This window comes from Microterricola viridarii, from assembly GCF_001542775.1.
Taxonomy (GTDB): Bacteria; Actinomycetota; Actinomycetes; order Actinomycetales; family Microbacteriaceae; genus Microterricola; species Microterricola viridarii_A.
Genome location: NZ_CP014145.1, coordinates 3,315,061 through 3,334,177, shown reverse-complemented (window position 1 = coordinate 3,334,177; position 19,117 = coordinate 3,315,061). Strand labels below are relative to the sequence as shown.

Genomic DNA, 19,117 nt, shown 5'->3' with positions numbered 1-19,117 from the left:
TTGCCTCCGAGCTTTCAGCCGCAAGCCCCACTCCCGGCGCCCCTGCTCTCCACCGCCGCGGGCTAGCCGGCGAGCTCCTCCAGCACGGCGCGCAGCTGCTCAACCGCCCAGTCGAGGTCGTCGGCCGTCACCACGATCGGCGGCGCGAGCCGGATCGTGGACCCGTGGGTGTCTTTGGCGAGCACGCCGCGCTCCATCAGCGCCTCGCACACGACACGGCCACTGGCCAGGGCCGGGTCAATGTCGATGCCGGCCCAGAGGCCCGCGCCGCGCACGGCCAGGACACCGTGCCCGACGAGTCCGTGCAGGCCAGCCTGCAGCCGGTCGCCGAGCACGCTGGCGCGCTCCTGCATCTCACCGCTGGCGAGCAGCCGCACCACGGCGAGGCCGACGGCGGCCGCGAGCGGGTTGCCGCCGAAGGTCGAGCCGTGTTGGCCGGGCTGCAGCACACCGAGGATGTCGCTGTTGCCGACGACGGCCGAGACGGGCACGATGCCGCCGCCGAGCGCCTTGCCCAGCAGGTAGAGGTCGGGCACCACGTCGACCAGGTCGCAGGCGAAGGTGGCCCCGGTGCGGCCGAGACCGGACTGGATCTCGTCGGCAATGAACAGCACGTTGTGCCTGCTGGTGATCTCGCGCACGGCGGGCAGGAACCCGGCCGGCGGCACGATGATGCCGGCCTCTCCCTGGATCGGCTCGAGCAGCACGGCGACGGTGGTCTCGTCGATGGCAGCCTCGAGCGCGGCGGCGTCACCGTAGGGCACGGTGCGGAATCCGGGCGTGAACGGGCCGAAGTCGGCGCGGGCCTCCTCGTCGTCGCTGAAGCTGACGATCGTGGTGGTGCGGCCGTGGAAGTTGCCGGCCATCACGATGATGGTGGCGGCATCCGGGGCCACGCCCTTCACGCGATAGCCCCAGGCGCGGGCCACCTTGATGCCGGATTCGACAGCCTCGGCGCCGGTGTTCATCGGCAGCACCATGTCTTTGCGGGCGAGGGCGGCGAGCTCGGTGACGAACGGGCCGAGCTGGTCGTTGTGGAACGCCCGGCTGGTCAGCGTGATGCGGCCGAGCTGGACGCGCGCCGCCTCGAGCAGCACCGGGTTCGAGTGGCCGAAGTTGACGGCCGAGTAGGCGGCGAGGCAGTCCAGGTAGCGGCGGCCGTCGATGTCGGTCACCCAGGCGCCGTCGCCGGATGCCACCACGACGGGCAGCGGGTGGTAGTTGTGCGCGGCGTGCGCCTCTTCGAGGCCGATCGCCGCGGCCTGGCGCGGCGTGGTCGGGATGGTTGCGTTTGTCATCGGCGCAGCTCCAGGGTGCAGCACTTGACGCCGCCGCCGCCGAGCAGCAGCTCGGAGAGGTCGACGCCAATGGGGTTGTAGCCGTGTTCGATCAGCTGGCGCTCGAAGTCCTTGGCGCGGCTGGCGATCACGACGTTGAGGCCGTCGCTGTACGAGTTCAGGCCGAGGATGGCGGCATCCGTCTCGTTGACGATGATGGCGTTGGGGTAGCGCTCGGCCAGGATGGCGAGGCTGGCCTCGTCGAAGGCGCTCGGCAGGTAGGCGATGTGCTCCTGGCCGGGTGACGAGTCGAGCACGGCGAGCGCGGTGTCGAGGTGGTAGAAGCTCGGGTTGATGAGCGTGAGGGTGATGACCTCGCGGTTGTAGACACGTCCCAACTCCTGGTGCGAGCGGGAGTCGCTGCGGAACCCGGTGCCGGCCAGGATCGTGTCGCCGACGAGCAGGAAGTCGCCCTCGCCCTCGTTGATCTCTTCGGGCACGGCGACCTCGAAGCCGTTGTCGGCGAACCACTCCATGTAGGCGGGGCCCTCCGGCTGGCGCTCTGGATGGGTGAAGCTGGCGCCGTACGCGATGCCGTCGATCACCATGCCGCCGTTGGCCGCGTAGACCATGTCGGGCAGACCCTCGATCGGGTCGATCAGCTGCACGTCGAAACCGAGGCTGATGTAGACGTCGTAAAGGGTCTGCCACTGGCGCACGGCGAGGCTTGTGTCGGTGGGCAGTGCCGGGTCCATCCACGGGTTGATCCGGTAGACGACGGTGAAGTACTCCGGCTTGCACATGAGCACGGAGCGGGCGATGGCCTTGCGCTGCACGGTGGCGGGCTGCGTGGCGGTGGCCGGCGCGGTCGGTGTGGCGATATCGGGCATTGGGGGCCTCCTGTTCAACGGTGAGCAGAGCCCGCGGTGCGCGAAACGAGCACCGCGAGATCCAAGAGATACTGCGGATGGCGGACCAGGTCACTCGTTGAGCCTGAGGCGATCGACCGGGTCGGTCGCTCCAGACGCCACCCTCAGTCTCACACGACGCGAAGCTGCGATACTCGCCGCCGTGCGCAGAATTTCTGCGCATATATGCAGGTCAGCGCAATGAATCGGCATAGAGTTGCCCCATGGATAATCTGGACCGCGGCATCCTCGACCTCCTCCGGCAGAACGCCCGCGCGGGCTACGGTGACATCGGCTCGGTCGTCGGACTGTCGGCATCCGCCGTCAAGCGCCGCGTCGATCGCCTCGTCGCCGACGGCACGATCCGCGCGTTCACGATTCAGGTCGACCCCGCCGTCGACGGCATGAGCACCGAGGCCTACGTCGAGCTGTTCTGCCGCGGCACCGTCGCCCCAGACGAGCTGCGCCGCATCCTCTCCGCCGTGCCGGAGGTCGTCGACGCCGGCACCGTCACCGGCAGCGCCGACGCCATCGTGCACTTGCGCTCGCGCGACATCCCGAGCCTGGAAGACGCCCTCGAGCGCCTGCGCATCGCCCCGAACGTCGACCACACCCGCAGCGCCATCGTGCTCTCCCGCCTGGTGCAGCGCAGCAGCGACTGAACCGCCCCGCTCCCTCTCGGCGACTGCCGCAATCGGGGATCGACCCGACGCCCCTAGCCGACCGCGGTCGGCCGGCGCAGACTGGTCGAACCGTGTCTCCGAGAGAAGGTAGGGCAGGAATGTATTACAGCAACGGAAACTACGAGGCGTTCGCAAGGCCCAAGAAGCCGGACGGCGTCGACAGCAAGTCCGCGTACCTCGTGGGGGCCGGCCTGTCCTCGCTCGCCGCGGCGGCGTTCCTGATCCGCGACGGCCAGATGAAGGGCGAGCGCATCACGGTGCTGGAAGCCTCCTCGCTCGACGGCGGGGCGCTAGACGGGGCAGGCAACGCCGAGACCGGCTGGCTGATTCGAGGCGGCCGCGAGATGGAAGACCATTTCGAGTGCCTGTGGGATCTCTACCGCTCGATTCCCTCGCTGGAGGTCGACGGTTCGGTGCTCGACGAGTTCTACTGGTTGAACAAGGAAGACCCGAATTTCTCGCTGCAGCGCGCGACGATCAACCAGGGTCAGGATGCCGGCACCGGCATGATCTTCACGCTGGGAACCAGGGCGACCAAGGAACTGACCGACCTCGTGCTGGCCACGCACGAGCAGCTCTACGACAAGCGCATCAACGAGGTGATGGGGCAGCAGTTCTTCGACTCGAACTTCTGGCTGTACTGGCGCACGATGTTCGCGTTCGAGGAGTGGCACAGCGCCCTCGAGATGAAGCTGTACGTCGAACGGTTCATCCACCACATCGACGGCCTGCCCGACTTCAGCGCACTCAAGTTCACCAAGTACAACCAGTACGAATCCCTTGTGATGCCGCTGGTCGCCTGGCTGCGCGGGCAGGGGGTGACCCTGCAGAAGAACACCCGGGTGATGGACGTGACCTTCGACATCTCGGCCGAGAAGAAGGTGGCCAGGCGAATCGTCTGGATCCGCGATGGCGTCGAGGGCGGGCTGGATCTCACGGAGGACGATCTCGTCTTCGTGACCAACGGCTCCCTCGTCGAGAACTCCCAGTGGGGCGACCACAAGACCGCGGCGTCCTTCGACCCGGTCGTGCACGACGGCGGCAGCTGGCACCTCTGGCGCAACATCGCCGCACAGCACCCGTCGTTTGGCCGCCCGGACAAGTTCTGCACGAGCCCGGAAGAGTCGCAGTGGGAATCGGCGAGCATCACGACGCTCGACGAGCGCATCCCGACATACATCGAGAAGATCGCCAAGCGCCCCACCCGCTCCGGCAAGGTCGTCACGGGAGGCATCGTGTCAGCCCGCGACTCCGCCTGGCTGCTGTCGTGGACGGTGAACCGGCAGCCGCACTTCAAGGCGCAGCCGGACGACCAGACCGTGGTGTGGTTCTACGGCCTCTTCACCGACGTCGACGGCGACTATGTGAAGAAGCCGATGCGGGACTGCACGGGCGAGGAGATCACCAGGGAGTGGCTCTTCCACCTCGGCGTGCCCGTCGACCAGATCGACGAGCTGGCCGCGACCGGCGCCATCACCCGGCCGTGCATGATGCCGTTCATCACCGCATTCTTCCTGCCCCGCACAGCCGGCGATCGGCCAGAGGTGGTGCCAGAGGGCGTCGTCAACTTCGCTTTCATCGGCCAGTTCGCCGAGTCGACGCGCGACTGCATCTTCACGACCGAGTACTCGGTGCGCACCGGGATGGAGGCGGTGTACCAACTGCTCGGCGTGGACCGCGGGGTTCCGGAGGTGTTCGGCTCGATCTACGACGTGCGCCAGGTCATGAAGTCGGTGCACTACCTGCGCGACGGCAAGAAGGTGCCGGTGGCCGGCTTCGCGAAGCGCTACGTCGAGAAGACGATGGTCGGCCAGCTGCTGGAGCAGTACGACGTGATCTGACCCGGCAGGGGCGTTGGCCGGGGGCGAGCGCGTTCCGCCCAGTAACCTTGGGCGGAACGCGCCGCCGCCGGCGCCCGAAGCAAGGAGTCGCCGTGGAACTTCCGCTGGCCATCAACAAAGCGTCGACGACCCCGCCCTTCGAACAGTTGCGGATGCAGCTGCTGGCCGCCGTCCAGAACGGCACACTGCCGGCCGGCACCCGGCTGCCGACGGTGCGCGCCCTGGCCGGCGAGCTCGAGCTGGCCGCGAACACGGTCGCCGCCAGTTACCGCGCCCTCGAGAAGGACGGCGTGATCGAGACCCGCGGGCGCTCCGGCAGCTTCGTCGCGGCGACGGGCGACCCGACGACGGCGCAACTGCAGCTCGCCGCGCAGGCGTTCGCCGAGCGGGCAGGGCAGCTGGGCGTCAGCCCGGCCGCCGCCGTCGCCGCGGTGCGCGCCGCCTTCGACGCGCGCTGACCGGCGGCCCGCTGGTCGCCAACCGCCTCCACGCGCAGACCGGCGGCCCCTTCTGCAACAAAAAACAGGAGGAGAGCGGTGCGACCCCTCTGTGCGAGGGTCGCGCCTCTCTCCTCCTGGATTTGTGACGCGGTGGTTAGATCACACCCTCGCTGAGGGTGCTCGGGTTGCCGAATCGGTGCGCCGTGATCGAGATCGCCTGCTCGCGGAGGAACGGCAGCAGCTCGACCCGGCCGGCCTGGGTGACCTCGTGATCGTAGATCGCGACGTCGGGGCTGCCGCCGAGCGCGGCGGAGAGCGCCGCGGAGGCGCCGCCGCCGACTGCGTCGACCAGGCGCACCCGGGAGGTGGCGATGCCGCCGCCCGCCGCGCGCTCCAGCCAGGCGGCATCCGTCTCGGTGCGCACCGCGAGGTCGCGCGACGCCAGCACCGCGAGCACGCCGGCCGGTAGCGTGAGCGCCGTCGACACGTCGAAGCGTGAGCGCGAGCGCACGCCGGCGGCGATCACCCGCAGCGCGTGACCCAGGCTGGCGGCCTCGGAGATGCGCACCGTCACGGGCAGTGCGCGGTAGCGGAACACGTTGCGTTCCAGGCCGACGCCGGAGACGTCCTTCGCCGTGCCGAACTCCTCGGCCCAGGCGATCGCGTCACTGAGCGCGGAGCGGCGCAGCACGTCGAACTCCTCGTAGCCAAGAGCCGGCTGCGACGCCTCGATCAGGGTGGTCACCCGCTCGTCCAGGCCGCGCAGGTGCAACGTCTGGCTGGTGGTGCCCGGGTCGTTCACCCAGCTGCCGAGGCCGAACAGGTAGTTCGGGCCGCCCGCCTTGGTTCCGGCGCCGACCGAGGAGCGCTTCCAGCCGCCGAAGGGCTGGCGCTGCACGATGGCACCGGTGGTGCCGCGGTTCACGTACAGGTTGCCGGCCTCGACGGTGTCGAGCCAGAGCGCGAGCTCCTCTGCGTCCAGCGAGTGCAGGCCGGCGGTCAGGCCATAGTCGACAGCGTTCTGGAACCGGATCGCCTCTTCCAGGTTGCGGGCGTGCATCACGCCGAGAACCGGGCCGAAGAACTCGGTGAGGTGGAAGTAGGAGCCGGCCGCGACGCCGGTGCGGATGCCGGGCGACCACAGCGTTCCGCTGTCGTCGAGTTGCTTGGGCTCGACCAGCCAGCGCTCGTCGGCGCCGAGCTGGGTCAGCGCGTGCAGCAGCTTGCCGTTGGCCGGCTCGATGATCGGGCCCATCTGGGTCTCGGGGTCGGAGGGGTAGCCGACCTGCAGTGAGGTGGCGGCATCCACCAGCTGGCTCTCGAAGCGCTTCGAGCGGGCGACCGAGCCGACCACGATCACGAGGCTCGCGGCCGAGCACTTCTGGCCGGCGTGCCCGAAGGCGCTCTTGATGACGTCGGATGCCGCCTGGTCGAGGTCGGCGCTCGGCGTCACGATCACGGCGTTCTTGCCGCTGGTCTCGGCCAGCAGCGGCAGGTCAGGGCGGAAGGAGCGGAACAGCTCCGCCGTCTCGTAGCCGCCGGTCAGGATGACGCGGTCGACGGACGGGTGCGACACCAGCTGGCGGCCGAGCTCGTGCCTGGCCTCGCCGGCGAAGTCGACGAGGGCGAGCAGCTCTCGCGGAACGCCGGCCTCCCAGAGCGCCTGCACCATGATCGCGCCAGAGCGACGGGCCAGCTTGGCCGGCTTGATGATGACGCCGGAGCCTGCGGCGAGCGCCGACAGCACGGAGCCCGCCGGGATCGCGACGGGGAAGTTCCACGGCGGGGTGACGACGGTCAGCTGCGACGGCACGAAGCGCGCGCCCTGCACGGCGTCGAGGTCCTTGGCACGCTCGGCGTAGTAGTGGGCGAAGTCGATCGCCTCGCTGATCTCGGGGTCTGCCTCTGCGATCGTCTTGCCGGTCTCCGACGCCATGACCTCGATCAGGCGCCCGCGGTTGGCGGCCAGCGCCCTACCGGCCCGGTGCAGCACCTCTGCGCGCTCGGCGCCGCTGCGCTTGCCCCACGCGATGCCGGTGTGGGCAACAGTGTCGATGACGCGCTCCAGCACGGCGGCATCCTTGATCTGGGCGGCGTCGATCACGTCGGTGCCGAGGGTCGAGCCTTCGACCTTGGCCAGGATGGCGCGGCCCCAGGCCCGGTTGGCTGGCAGTGCCGGGTCGGTGTCCGGCTCGTTGTGGAAGCCGACGTGCGCGATGGACTCAGGCGTGGTCGGGGCCGGGGCGGATGCCGCGGCGGCGGCCTCTGCGGCGTGCACCTCCGGCTCGTAGGCCTCGAGCGCTGCGGCCATCTCGCCACGGCTCAGCCCGAGCACCATTGCAGTCAGGTTCGGGTCGGCCTGCTCGGCTGGCTCGGCGTGTGTGGGCGGGCGCAGCGCGTCGACCAGCAGGTAGCCGGCGCCGACCGACTCGGCGGGCCCAGCGTGCTCGGCGGCACGGTTCTGGGTGCGGTTCGGGCCGGGCACGACGGAGTCCAGCTCGGCCAGCGAGGCGCGGAAGCGGTCGGTCTCGCGCTGCAGCAGGGCGGCGGAGGTATTCAGCTCGAACACGGCCGACATGAAGTTCTCCTGGCTGGCGTTCTCCTCGAGGCGACGGATCAGGTAGGCGATCGCCACGTCGAACTCGGCCGGGTTCACGACCGGCGTGTAGAGCAGCAGCTCACCGACGTCCTTCTTGACGGCCTCGGCCTGGCCTGTGGCCATGCCCAGCAGCATCTCGAACTCGATGTTGCTCTGCACGCCGCGCTGGCCGGCCAGCAGCCAGGCGAAGGCGACGTCGAACAGGTTGTGCCCGGCGACACCGAGGCGCACGGCATCCGTGTTCTCGTAGGTCAGCGCCCAGTTGAGCACGCGCTTGTAGTTGGTGTCGCTGTCCTGCTTGCTCGAGTAGGTGGCAAGCGGCCACTCGTGCACGGCGGCGTCGACGTGCTCCATGGCCAGGTTGGCGCCCTTGACCAGACGCACCTTGATCGGGGCTCCGCCGCGGGCCCGGCGGCGCTTGGACCACTCGGTCAGGCCCTGCAGGGCGGAGAGGGCGTCGGGCAGGTAGGCCTGCAGCACGATGCCGGCCTCGAGCTCCAGCAGCTGGGGCTGGTCGAGGATCCGCTCGAACACCGCGATGGTGAGGTCGAGGTCGCGGTACTCCTCCATGTCGAGGTTGATGAACTTGGTGCGGCCGTTGACCGGCGCCGAGTTGGCAGCCAGCTCGTAGAGCGGGGTGAGCCGCGCGACGGTGCGCTCGACCTCCTCGTCGAACGACCACATCGAGAGCTGGCTGGAGACGGCGCTCACCTTGATCGACACGTAGTCGACGTCGGGGCGGGCCAGCAGGGCGCGGGTGCCCTCGAGGCGGCGGTCGGCCTCCTTCTGGCCGAGCACGGCCTCACCGAGCAGGTTGAGGTTGAGCCGGTTGCCGGTGGAGCGCAACTGCTCGATCACGGGGCCGAGTTTGTCTGGCGTGGCGTCCACGACGAGGTGGCCGACCATCTCGCGCAGCACGCGGCGGGCGACGGGGATGACCACCCAGGGCAGCACCGGGCCGAGCATTCCGCCCAGGCCGACGGCGCCGCGCATGTACCAGGGCAGGAAGCGCGGCGTCTTGCCGGCGACGGCCTGCAGGTTGTGGCCGGCGACCATCAGGTCTTCCGGGCGCATCACGCCGTCGACGAAGCCGACGGTGAAGTCGAGGCCGTTCGGGTCTTTCAGCACACCGGCCAGGCGCTCGGCGGCCGGATCGGCCGGGGCATTGGCGCTGTCGGCCAGCCATTTCTTGACGAGGGCGATGGTGGCCGCTTCGAGTTCGCGGGCGTCGGGGCCATCAGCCTGGAGGTCGGTGCTGGAGTGGTGCGGCATGGTCACGAGACTAGTTCTTTCGGCTGGGGTCAGAGCGGGCGCGGCGGCGCGCTGGCTGCAGATCTGCTGCGGGTTTCTCCAGTGTGAGGCTCCGCAACACTTCGGTAAAGCACATGTTTATGACGATTATCAGTAAGTAGAATCGATTGATTGGGCGGATGCCGCGGCATCCGCCCGTCGGCCCCTCTCGGCCGCTCAACCCGGTCGGTTAACAAAGGAGGCAGCATGCTCGACGTCAGGCGCCTCCGGCTGCTCCGCGAGGTCAAGCTGCGCGGTACCCTCGCCGCGGTGGCCGAGGCCCTCGCCTACAGCCCGTCCTCCGTCTCGCAGCAGCTCACCCTGCTGGAGCGGGAGGTCGGCGTCCCGCTGCTGGCCAAGGCCGGCCGGCGCGTGCTGCTCACCCCGCAGGCCGAGCTGCTCGTCGAACGGGCGGCCGAGGTGCTCGACACCCTCGAGCGCGCGGAGGGCGAGCTGGCCGCATCCCTCACCACCGTCAGCGGCACCGTGCGCCTGGCGGTGTTCCAGTCGGCGGCCCACGCCGTGATTCCCGAGGCGCTGACGATCCTGGCCGCCGAGTACCCGGAGCTGCGGGTCGAGGTCACCGAGCGCGAGCCGGATGCCGGGCTGTTCGACGTGTCTGCGCGCGATTTCGACCTCGTCGTGGCCGAGCAGTACCCCGGCCACACGCGCGAGCACCGCTCCGACCTGGACAGGGTGCACCTCGTCACCGACGTGATCCGCCTGGCAACCGGGCCGGTGCTGACACCGCTGGTTGAGCCGCTCCCGTTGGTTGAGTCTCTCCCGTTGGTTGAGCCTGTCGAAACCGGTATCGCGAGCCTGGCGGATGCCGCGGCACTGCCGTGGGTGATGGAGCCGAAGGGCACCGCGGCCCGACTCTGGGCCACGCAGCTCTGCCGGGCGGCCGGCTTCGAGCCCGACGTGCGCTTCGAGACCGCCGATTTGATGACGCACATCCGGCTGATCCGCTCTGGAAACGCCGTCGGCCTGCTGCCCGACCTCGTCTGGGCGGGCGAGCAGCCGAGCGTCGAGCTGGTCGAGCTGGCCGGCAACCCTCACCGCGACGTGTTCACCTCCGCGCGGCGCTCCAGCGCCGGCCGGCCGGGTGTCGCCGCCTGCCGGGCCGCGCTCGCCCGCGCGATCGCCAACACCGCACACCCGTGAGCGGCGCCGAGCAGGTGCACGGTCTCGCCGCACCCGTTGCCTGGAAGGAGCGCCAGCGACTGCGGCACAAGGCCCCTCGCCGCATACCGCCCCACGAGGCCCGACCTGGGTTTTCCCCGCGCGGCCTTATCCGGAAACGGCCGCCCTCACACCATTGAGAATGAACAGTGCACCACACGCGATCACCGAGTATCCGATCCACAGCCCCGCGACGGCAAGTCCCCATCCCTGTTCCGGCTTTCGCTTGAGTTGGGCCAGTGAGACGTGGCTGCACACGACTCCGGGGACCGCGGCGAAGAAGGCCAGCACAAACCCCACGATTGCAAGGGTGTTGGTGGAATCGGCCAGCACCAGCTGTCGGTCGACGATCGCGCGGCTTCGTCGGCGGGCGGCGCGTGTAACGAAAACTGTCGGCAACACGATCGCGGCAACTGGCGCAAGGAAGAGGGCAAGGAACAAAAGTATGGTCATAGTGAGGAGCCTTTTCAGCTGGTCGCCGCGGATTTCCCACGATGCGCTTTCCACGCTATCAGCGCAGAATTCAGGACCACAGCGCCGTTGAGCCGTATAGAGCGCCATTGACCCTCTAGTCCTGAATTTTCCGCGGCGGAGCGCGAGGGGCTACCCGATCGGCAGTGCGGTGCGGTTGCGCTTCTTCTCGATGCCCTTCTTCAGGAACACCATCGGCAGGAAGAACGTCGCGAGGGCGGTGATCATCCAGACCAGCACGGGCGCGAGCACCCAGGTGCGCCAGCCGTCGATGGTGAGCCCGCCTGGGAACAGCGACGCCACGAACAGGGCGACGAAGGTCGAGACAATGCCGATCCCTCCGAGGAAAGCCGGCGCGTTGCGGGCGGCCACCTTGAGCAGGAACGGGCTGATCACGCTCTGGATGACGGCGAACACCAGCACCGCCACGATCCCGCCGCTCCAGCTGAGGTTGAACTCGGGCAGCAGCCACGCAGCCACGAGCAGACCGAGCGCCGCGGAAGCGACGAAGATGCCAGAGCGAATCAGAAAGCGGATCATGTGCTCATCGTAGGGGCGCGGTCACGGCATCCGGGTCACTAACGCGCAACGAAATGCCCGGCCGCCCGCTAGAACTGCCAGATCAGCGGAACGTAGAAGGTCGCGACGGCGAGGAAGAACACGAGCAGCGGCAGTCCGAGCTTCCAGTAATCGGTGAACTTGAACCCGCCGGGGCCCATCACCATCATGTTCGCCGGGGTGGCGATCGGGGTGAGGAAGGAGGCGGCGCCGGCCACAGTCAGTGCCATCAGGAACGGCAGCACAGAGACGTCCTTGGTTGCGGCCACCGAGACGGCCACCGGGATGACGATCAGCACCGTGGCCGTGTTGCTGATGAGCTGGCCGAGCACGACGGTGATCAGGCAGAGCGCGAACAGGGCCATCTGCGGGCCGGCGTCGCCGACCACGCCGAGCAGCCCGTCGGCGATGAGGTCGGCTGCTCCGGTCTGCATGAATGCGGTGGAGAGCGGGATCATGCCGGCCACGAGCACGACGGTCGTCCACGAGATGCTGCGGTAGGCCTGCGTCACCGTGACGGCGCGGGTGAGTACCATGGCGATGGCCGCCACGAGGCCCGCGATCACCGCCGGCACGAGGCCCGTCGCCAGCATTGCGATCATGGCGATCAGGATGCCGATGGCCCAGCCGGCCCGCGGGCCGAGCGGCACGGTGCGGCGCAGTACATCGGGCGAGTTCACCACCAGCACGTCGGGGTCGGCCGTGTGCTCGTCGAGGTCATCCCAGCTGCCCTCCAGCAGCAGCGTGTCGCCGGCGGCCAGCACCGCGTCCGGCCCATCGACCTCCTCGCCGCCGCGCTGCACGGCCAGGATCACGAGCGAGCCGCTCGGCGTGCACATGCCGGGGAAGACGTGCAGGCCGATCAGGCTGGACCGCGGCGGGATGACGACCTCGGCGACGCCGCCCTCCGCATCGATCAGCTCGTCCGGGGTCCGGTTCAGCTCGTACTGCGCGCGCAGCACCCTGGCGTGGTCGCTCAGGTCGCGCGGGATGACGCTGGCCACACGCTCGGGCACGAGCTTGCTGCCGAAGAACATCGTGATGAGCAGCGTGCCGACGACCAGCGGAACGCCGACCAGGCCGAACTCGAAGAAGCCGAAGGCACGGTCGCCGGCCTCGACGGCGGCCTCGGAGACGATGATGTTGACCGGCGTTCCGGTCAGGGCGAGCATCGAGCCTGCGTGCGCCGCGAACGCCAGCGGCAGCAGCAGCCGCGACGGGGCGAGGCCGGCGCGCACGGCGACGACTACAACAACGGGCAGCAGCGCGGCGACGGCGCCGTTCACGCTGATCAGGGCGGTCAGCACCGCGACCAGCAGCATGATGTAGACGAGCAGCTTGCGGGTGCTCGTGCCGGCGGCGCCGATCACCTTCTGCCCGGCCCACGTGGTCACGCCGGTGGCATCCAGCCCCTCACTCACGACGAACAGCGCGGCGATGAACAGCACGGTCGGGTCGCCGAAGCCGGCGAGCGCCTGGTTCAGCGTGAGGATGCCCGTCGCCCAGAGCGCGATGGCCACGGCGAGGGCGACAACACCGACGGGAATCCGGTTCGACATGAACGCGACAACAGCCACAAGCAGGATGACGAGCGTTGTCGCGATGGGGTCCACAGCTAGAGAGTAGTGGGGCTGCGGCCGTTTCGACGCGTGCTCCTCGCGCGCGCGGCTCACAGCGGCTAGCGTGGAGCCCATCGGGCCTGCCCGGGGCCGGATCATCGCGCGAACGGATGCTCCTCATGACCAGCTTGCTCTCCCACCGCCCCCTCCGCTCCCGCGCGGCCTTCGCCGTCGTGGCAGTCGCCGCACTGACCCTCGGTCTCAGCGGCTGCGCGACCTCGGGCGCCGGCACCCCCGGCGGGCCCAACCCGGTCGGCACCTGGGGCACCGTCGAGAGCACGGGCGTTCCCTTTCTGACGTTCACCGACAACGGCCAGTTCACCGGCTCCGACGGGTGCAACACCCTGAACGGCGGCTGGGCACTGAACGGCACCACGATCGACTTCAAGAACGTCGCGACCACGCTGATGGCCTGCCAGGGCGTCGACACCTGGCTGTCCGCGTTGAACACGGCCACGATCTCCGGCTCGACGATGACGGTCTTCAACAGCTCGAACAGCGAGATCGGCACTCTGGAGAACGCCACCGGAGGCAACGGCTACTAGCCCGCGCCCCCTCCCGCCGCCGCCCCGCCCCGCCCCGCCCAGTTCCGTTGAGAGCGGTCAAATGGCCACTTTTCGCGCCCTAAAGCGGCCATTTGACCGCTCTCAACGGATTTGCGGGGACGGCCTAGGCTCTAGGGATGACTGAAGCTACTCACGACGTTGTGATTGTCGGCGGCGGGCACAACGGACTCGTTGCGGCCGCCTACCTCGCCCAGGCGGGCAAGAGCGTGCTCCTGCTCGAGCGGGACGAGCGGCTGGGCGGCGCGGCCGTCTCGGCCGAGGCGTTCGCCGGTGTGGATGCCCGGCTCTCGCGCTACTCCTACCTGGTGAGCCTGTTGCCGCAGCGCATCATTGACGAGCTCGGCCTCGACATCCGCCTGGCGCACCGCCGTTTCAGCTCGTACACGCCGAACCCGGCCGCGCTCGAGACCGGCCTGCTCGTCGACAACGACAACCAGCCGGCGACGCGCTCCTCCTTCGCCCGGGTCGGCGCCGAGGCAGACTTCGACGCGTGGAACGCCTTCTACGCCGACACCGCCCGGGTGGCCGAGTCCCTGTTCCCGAGCGTGTGCGAGCCGCTGCCGACCCGCAGTGAGGCCCGCCGGTTGGTCGCCGACGACGCGCTCTGGCAGAGCCTCTTCGAACGCCCGATCGGCCAGGTGATCACCGAGCGCTTCGACAGCGACCTCGTGCGCGGCGTCGTCGCCACCGACGGGCTGATCGGCACCTTCACCTCCAGCGACGACCCGTCGCTCGACGCGAACCGCTGTTTCCTGTACCACGTGATCGGCAACGGCACCGGTGACTGGCACGTGCCGATCGGCGGCATGGGCGCCGTCTCCGGTGAGATCGAGCGGGCCGCCCGGCTGGCCGGCGCGCGCATCGTGACCGGCGCGGAGGTCACCAGCCTCGACGCCGACGGGGTCGTGCGCTACCGCCGCAACGGCCACGACCGGGTCGCCGTCGGCGGGGCCGTGCTGGCGAACGTCTCCCCCTACGTCCTGGACCAGCTGCTGGCTGCCGGCGGGGCGTCGAGCGCCCGCGTCGGGCTCCCGGCCGATGCGGCGGCGGATGCCGTCGCCGCCCGCCCGGAGGGCGCGCAGGTCAAGGTCAACCTGATGCTGAAGCGCTTGCCGAAGCTGCTCGACGCCACCGTGACGCCCGAGGCCGCGTTCGGTGGAACGTTCCACATCAACGAGCTGTACAGCCAGCTCGAGGGCGCCTACGTCGAGGCCGCGAACGGCCAGATCCCCGACATCCTGCCCTGCGAGATCTACTGCCATACCCTGGCCGACCCGACGATCCTGGGGCCGGAGCTTGCGGCATCCGGGGCACACACGCTCACCATCTTTGCCCTGCACGCGCCGGACCGCTGGCTCACCGAGGAGAACAACGACGAGACCCGGGAGCGGCTGCAGGCGGCGGTGCTGGCCTCGCTGAACTCGGTGCTCGCCGAGCCGATCGAGGACGTGCTGATGACGGATGCCGCAGGCAACCCGTGCATCGAGACGAAGACGACGCTCGACCTCGAGCACGCCCTGAACATGACCGGCGGCAACATCTTCCACGGCCCGCTGTCCTGGCCGTTCCTCGAGGACGACGCGCCCCGAGACACGGCGGCCGAGCGCTGGGGCGTGGCGACGGCGCACCCGCGGGTGCTGATCTGCGGCTCCGGCGCGGTGCGCGGCGGGGCTGTCAGTGGGCTCGGCGGACACAATGCAGCCATGGCGGTGCTGGAGGGCGCGCTCTAGGCGCTCCTCCGCATAGCGCTCGGGTCTGGGCGTCGGCTCCTCAGGCTCTGCATTCAACCCGCTGGTCGAGCAGCGAGGAACGAGCGTACCGAGACCCCGGCGCCGCTGGCTTCGGTCGCTAGCGCTCCCTCGAGCCAACGGGACAGGTTTCGACAAGCTCAACCAGCGGAAGGGCACACCCCAACCCGATGGTCGAGTAGCGAGGAACGAGCGTACCGAGACCCCGGCGCAGCTGGCTTCGGTCGCAAGCTCCCTCGAGCCAACGGGGGTTTCGACAAGCTCAACCAGCGGAAGGGCGCACCCCTACCCGCTGGTCGAGTAGCGAGGAACGAACGTATCGAGACCCCGGCGCCGCTGGCTTCGGTCGCTAGCTCCCTGAGCCAACGGGGGTTTCGACAAGCTCAACCAGCGGGAAAGAGGCGCCACTCAAAGCTGCGCAAACGCCCACTCCCCCTCCCCGATGGTCGAGTAGCGAGGAACGAGCGTATCGAGACCCCGGCGCACTTGGCTTCGGTCGCAAGCTCCCTCGAGCCAACAGGGGTTTCGACAAGCTCAACCAGCGGGAACGAGGCGCCGCGCAAAGCTGCGCGAACGCCCACTCCCCCGACACCGCTGGTCGAGTAGCGAGGAACGAGCGTATCGAGACCCCGGCGCTGCTGGCTTCGGTCGCTAGCTCCCACGAGCCAACGGGGGTTTCGACAGGCTCAACCAGCGGAAGGGCGCGCCCCTGCCCGTCGGTCGAGTAGCGAGGGACGAGCGTATCGAGACCCCGGCGCAGTTGGCTTCGGTCGCAAGCTCCCTCGAGCCAACGGGGGTTTCGACAAGCTCAACCAGCGGGAAAGAGGCGCCACGCAAAGCTGCGCGAACGCCCACTCCCCCAACACCGCTGGTCGAGTCGCGAGGAACGAGCGTATCGAGACCCCGGCGCAGTTGGCTTCGGTCGCTAGCGCTCCCTCGAGCAGCCGGGGGTTTCTACAAGCTCAACCAGCGGGTGGGGCGGCGGGGGTCGCGGCGTTGATGGCCAGGATCCGCCCAATCAGCAGGGTGTTGAACGCCGCGGCGTCCACCTCCAGGCCGACGTTGGCGGTGGGCTTCTTGCCGGTCACGTTGTGCAGATCGACGACGGTCATGCCGATCGTCAGCGGGCCGGAGCACTCGACGTCGACGTGCAGGGCCGAGGTCGTCACGAGCTCCGGGGCGATGACGGCAGCCACGGCGAGGGCGTCGTGCTGGGCGGTGCCTTCGACGCCGAGGTTCTCTCGGTAGGTCTGGGTGTAGAAGTCGACCATGCCGGTGACCGCCTCGGCGACGGGGCCGCCCTGGGCGCGCAGGGGCTCCCAGTCCTCGGCGAAGGTGATCGCCTTGTGGGTGACGTCGAGGCCGATCATCGTGATCGGCAGGCCGGATGCGAACACCCGGCTGGCGGCATCCGGGTCGTACCAGATGTTGAATTCGGCGGTCGGGGTGACGTTGCCGAGGTGCTGCGCGCCGCCGCCCATCAGCACGATCTTGTCGAGCTTCGCGGCCGTGCCGGGGTAGGCGGCCAGCAGAGTCGCCACGTTGGTGAGCGGGCCGAGCGCGATCAGGGTGACGGGCTCGGCAGAGCCCTCGATCAGGTCGACCAGCAGCTGCACGGCGGGCCGTGCGTCGGCGCCGCGCGGTGCCTCGGCCAGCGGCACGCCGCCGAAGCCGTCGTCGCCGTGCACGCCAGCGGCAGAGACGGCGTCCTGTCGCACGAGCGGGGTGTTCGCGCCGGCGGCGACCGGCACGTCGTCGCGGCCGATCAGGTGCAGCAGGCGCAGCGCGTTGCGGGTGGTGTGCGCGAGTCCGGCGTTGCCGCCCACCGTCGTCAGGCCGAGCACCTCGAGCTCCGGGCTGGCGAAGGCCAGCAGGATGGCCAGGGCGTCATCGAGGCCCGGGTCGGTGTCAATGATGACGGGGATGGGCATGCTCGAGATCCTCTGCTTCGATGCGGGTGGGTGTGTGGCCGGCGATCCGGCAGCGGATGCCGCGCGAGCGACGGGTGTCGCCCGCGCGGCGGTCCAGCCTAGGCGCCGAGTGAGCGCAGGAAGTTCTCGTGGAACTCCTCGGTCTTCAGGGACTCCACGATGCGGATGACGCCGGGCGCCTTCGGGTCGAGCGTCGCCTTGTTGTAGCCGCGCAGGTCGCCGATGAGCTGTCCGCGCGAACGCCCGCCGCGCAGCTCAAGGCTCGCCTCGATGGTGCGGTAGGTGGCGAGCTCGGGGTCCAGGGCGAGCGCCATGGCGAGCGGGTCGTGCAGCACGCAGGTGCGCACGCCCATCTGGCCCTCGTAGACGTCCAGGTAGAACTGCATGATCTTCCACGCCAGCTGGGCACGGGGGTCCTCCGAGGCGCCGATGCGCTCGAGCGACTCGGCCGCCAGGCCGGTCTTCATGGTGATCTCGAGGCCGACGAAGAGCACGTCCCACGCAGCGTCGATCACGAGCTGGGCTGCCTCGGGGTCGTGCCAGACGTTGGCCTCGCCGAACTCCGCCGAGTTGCCGGGAACGCCGACGGCGCCACCCATGATGATGACGTCCTTGACGAGCGTGGGCAGCTCGGGCTCGAGCAGCAGCGCCATGCCGATGTTGGTCAGCGGGCCGACGGCGACGAGCGTGAGCTCGCCGGGACGCGAGCGCACCAGGCGCACGATCTCGGCGGCCGCCATGTCGCCAGACACAGCACGCGTCGACTGCACGACGCCGGCGTCGCCGAGGCCGTCCTGGCCGTGCACGAACTCGGCGGTCATCAGCGGCTGCGCCATCGGGCGGGCTGCGCCCTCGAAGACGGGGACGGTGTCCAGGCCCAGGTAGTCGAGCACGGTGACCGTGTTGCGCGCGCCGGTTGCGACAGGCACGTTGCCGTGCGTGACGGTGCAGGCTACGAAGTCCGCCCCGTTGCCCGCGCCGTAGAGCATGGCCAGTGCATCGTCGATTCCGGTGTCGCAGTCAAAGATGATGGGGGTGGTCATGCGTGGGTTCCCTTCGAGAGCGCGCTGATCGCGTCAATGGTCATGTTCCAAAGCAGGTCTTTGTCGAGCGTGGTCGCCACCTGCGTGTTGGCCTTCTCGCCGAGCAGGTTGGTGAAGTCGATCACCGTCATGCCGGTGGTCCAGGTGCCCGTGAGCTCGACGCCGACGAAGGCGTCTTCGGTCTCGAACACGGCCGGGTCGACCAGCTTCGCGACGCAGCACAGGTCGTGCACGGGCGGGGCGTCGAAGCCCTGCACCTCGCGGTAGGTGCTGCCGAAGAAGGCGAGGATCTCGACCACGAAGGCCGACAACGGCGAGTCGATGGCGGCGATGCGCGCCACCACGTCGGCATCCGCCGTCGCCTGGTGGGTCAGGTCGAGCCCGACCATGGTGACGGGCCAGTCGCCCGCGAACACGGCGTGCGCTGCCTCGGGGTCGGCGATGATGTTGAACTCGGCGGCCGGGGTGGTGTTGCCGCGGGTGTAGGAGCCACCCATCAGGATGACCCGCTTGACGCGGTCCACGATGCGCGGCTCGAGCTTCATCGCCATGGCGATGTTGGTGAGCGGGCCGGTCGGAACCAGCGTGATCGTGCCCGGCTCATTCGACATGATCTCGTCGATGATCAGGGTGACCGCGTGGCGGGGGTCCAGCTCAATCTGCGCCTCCGGCAGCACCGGGCCGTCGAGGCCCGATTCGCCGTGGATGTCGGGGGCAACCCGCTGTGCCCGCACGAGCGGCACGCTGGCGCCCTGAGCGACGGGCACCGTGAGGATGCCGGCCACCGCGCACACGGCCAGGGCGTTGCGGGTGACCTTCTCGGCGGTCTGGTTGCCGGCCACCGTCGTGATCGCGATCAGGTCGATGTTCGGGCTGCCCGCGGCGAGGATGATCGCCAGTGCGTCATCGTGTCCGGGGTCGCAGTCAATGATCATGCGTTCGACCATGAGGTTCTCCTTGT

At 69.3% G+C, this 19,117-nt stretch carries 15 protein-coding genes; 6 read left to right on the top strand and 9 right to left on the bottom strand.

Annotation, left to right across the window (positions count from 1 at the left end; genetic code table 11):
- Nucleotides 1-62: 62 nt before the first annotated feature.
- Both rocD and ddaH read right to left on the bottom strand, forming a co-directional pair.
- A complete protein-coding gene (gene rocD / locus AWU67_RS15280) occupies nt 63-1,298 on the bottom strand; it encodes an ornithine--oxo-acid transaminase (RefSeq protein WP_067231010.1) in 1,236 nt (411 codons plus the stop codon).
- The gene (gene ddaH, locus AWU67_RS15275) at nt 1,295-2,167 is read right to left on the bottom strand and encodes a dimethylargininase (protein ID WP_067231006.1); all 873 of its coding nucleotides are present in this window, start codon (nt 2,165-2,167) and stop codon (nt 1,295-1,297) included. Before ddaH ends, rocD begins: the two co-directional genes overlap by 4 nt.
- A gap of 242 nt (nt 2,168-2,409) precedes the next feature.
- Here ddaH and AWU67_RS15270 point away from each other — a divergent pair, with 242 nt between their 5' ends.
- The 3 genes from AWU67_RS15270 (at nt 2,410) to AWU67_RS15260 (ending at nt 5,167) form a co-directional block, all read left to right on the top strand.
- Nucleotides 2,410-2,847, top strand: a complete 438-nt coding sequence (locus tag AWU67_RS15270; protein ID WP_067231002.1) for an Lrp/AsnC family transcriptional regulator — start codon at nt 2,410-2,412, stop codon at nt 2,845-2,847.
- Between the two features lie 119 nt (nt 2,848-2,966).
- Nucleotides 2,967-4,709 carry an oleate hydratase gene (locus tag AWU67_RS15265; RefSeq protein WP_067230998.1) on the top strand — a complete coding sequence of 581 codons (1,743 nt, stop codon included), beginning with the start codon at nt 2,967-2,969 and terminating at the stop codon, nt 4,707-4,709.
- A gap of 92 nt (nt 4,710-4,801) precedes the next feature.
- Entirely contained in the window at nt 4,802-5,167 is a 366-nt protein-coding gene (locus AWU67_RS15260) for a GntR family transcriptional regulator (protein WP_067230995.1), read from the top strand.
- A 136-nt stretch (nt 5,168-5,303) separates the two neighbouring features.
- Here the strand turns inward: AWU67_RS15260 and AWU67_RS15255 are convergent, their stop codons facing one another.
- Nucleotides 5,304-9,020 (bottom strand): bifunctional proline dehydrogenase/L-glutamate gamma-semialdehyde dehydrogenase, encoded by a 3,717-nt coding sequence (locus AWU67_RS15255; RefSeq protein ID WP_067232911.1) that lies wholly within the window; start codon nt 9,018-9,020, stop codon nt 5,304-5,306.
- Between the two features lie 225 nt (nt 9,021-9,245).
- Here AWU67_RS15255 and AWU67_RS15250 point away from each other — a divergent pair, with 225 nt between their 5' ends.
- Nucleotides 9,246-10,202 (top strand): LysR substrate-binding domain-containing protein, encoded by a 957-nt coding sequence (locus AWU67_RS15250; protein ID WP_067230991.1) that lies wholly within the window; start codon nt 9,246-9,248, stop codon nt 10,200-10,202.
- A 126-nt stretch (nt 10,203-10,328) separates the two neighbouring features.
- On the opposite strand, the gene AWU67_RS15245 is transcribed toward AWU67_RS15250, so the two are convergent.
- The 3 genes from AWU67_RS15245 to AWU67_RS15235 form a co-directional block, all read right to left on the bottom strand.
- Complete coding sequence (locus AWU67_RS15245; RefSeq protein ID WP_199922306.1) at nt 10,329-10,781, bottom strand: DUF4190 domain-containing protein; 453 nt, start codon at nt 10,779-10,781, stop codon at nt 10,329-10,331.
- A gap of 42 nt (nt 10,782-10,823) precedes the next feature.
- Complete coding sequence (locus AWU67_RS15240) at nt 10,824-11,231, bottom strand: phage holin family protein (RefSeq protein WP_067230985.1); 408 nt, start codon at nt 11,229-11,231, stop codon at nt 10,824-10,826.
- Nucleotides 11,232-11,299: 68 nt separating this feature from the next.
- Nucleotides 11,300-12,862, bottom strand: coding sequence for an SLC13 family permease (locus AWU67_RS15235; RefSeq protein WP_067230982.1), 1,563 nt, complete (start codon nt 12,860-12,862; stop codon nt 11,300-11,302).
- Nucleotides 12,863-12,987: 125 nt separating this feature from the next.
- Here AWU67_RS15235 and AWU67_RS15230 point away from each other — a divergent pair, with 125 nt between their 5' ends.
- Together AWU67_RS15230 and AWU67_RS15225 are read left to right on the top strand one after the other, a co-directional pair.
- Nucleotides 12,988-13,413 carry an META domain-containing protein gene (locus tag AWU67_RS15230; RefSeq protein ID WP_082717208.1) on the top strand — a complete coding sequence of 142 codons (426 nt, stop codon included), beginning with the start codon at nt 12,988-12,990 and terminating at the stop codon, nt 13,411-13,413.
- A 137-nt stretch (nt 13,414-13,550) separates the two neighbouring features.
- The gene (locus AWU67_RS15225; RefSeq protein WP_067230975.1) at nt 13,551-15,164 is read left to right on the top strand and encodes a phytoene desaturase family protein; all 1,614 of its coding nucleotides are present in this window, start codon (nt 13,551-13,553) and stop codon (nt 15,162-15,164) included.
- Nucleotides 15,165-16,144: 980 nt separating this feature from the next.
- Here the strand turns inward: AWU67_RS15225 and AWU67_RS15220 are convergent.
- From AWU67_RS15220 to AWU67_RS15210, 3 genes are all read right to left on the bottom strand, one after another.
- Nucleotides 16,145-17,113 (bottom strand): nucleoside hydrolase, encoded by a 969-nt coding sequence (locus tag AWU67_RS15220; protein WP_067230972.1) that lies wholly within the window; start codon nt 17,111-17,113, stop codon nt 16,145-16,147.
- 98 nt (nt 17,114-17,211) lie between these two features.
- Nucleotides 17,212-18,156 (bottom strand): nucleoside hydrolase, encoded by a 945-nt coding sequence (locus AWU67_RS15215; RefSeq protein ID WP_067230968.1) that lies wholly within the window; start codon nt 18,154-18,156, stop codon nt 17,212-17,214.
- The gene (locus AWU67_RS15210) at nt 18,153-19,103 is read right to left on the bottom strand and encodes a nucleoside hydrolase (protein WP_067230965.1); all 951 of its coding nucleotides are present in this window, start codon (nt 19,101-19,103) and stop codon (nt 18,153-18,155) included. Before AWU67_RS15210 ends, AWU67_RS15215 begins: the two co-directional genes overlap by 4 nt.
- Between the last annotated feature and the right edge of the window lie 14 nt (nt 19,104-19,117).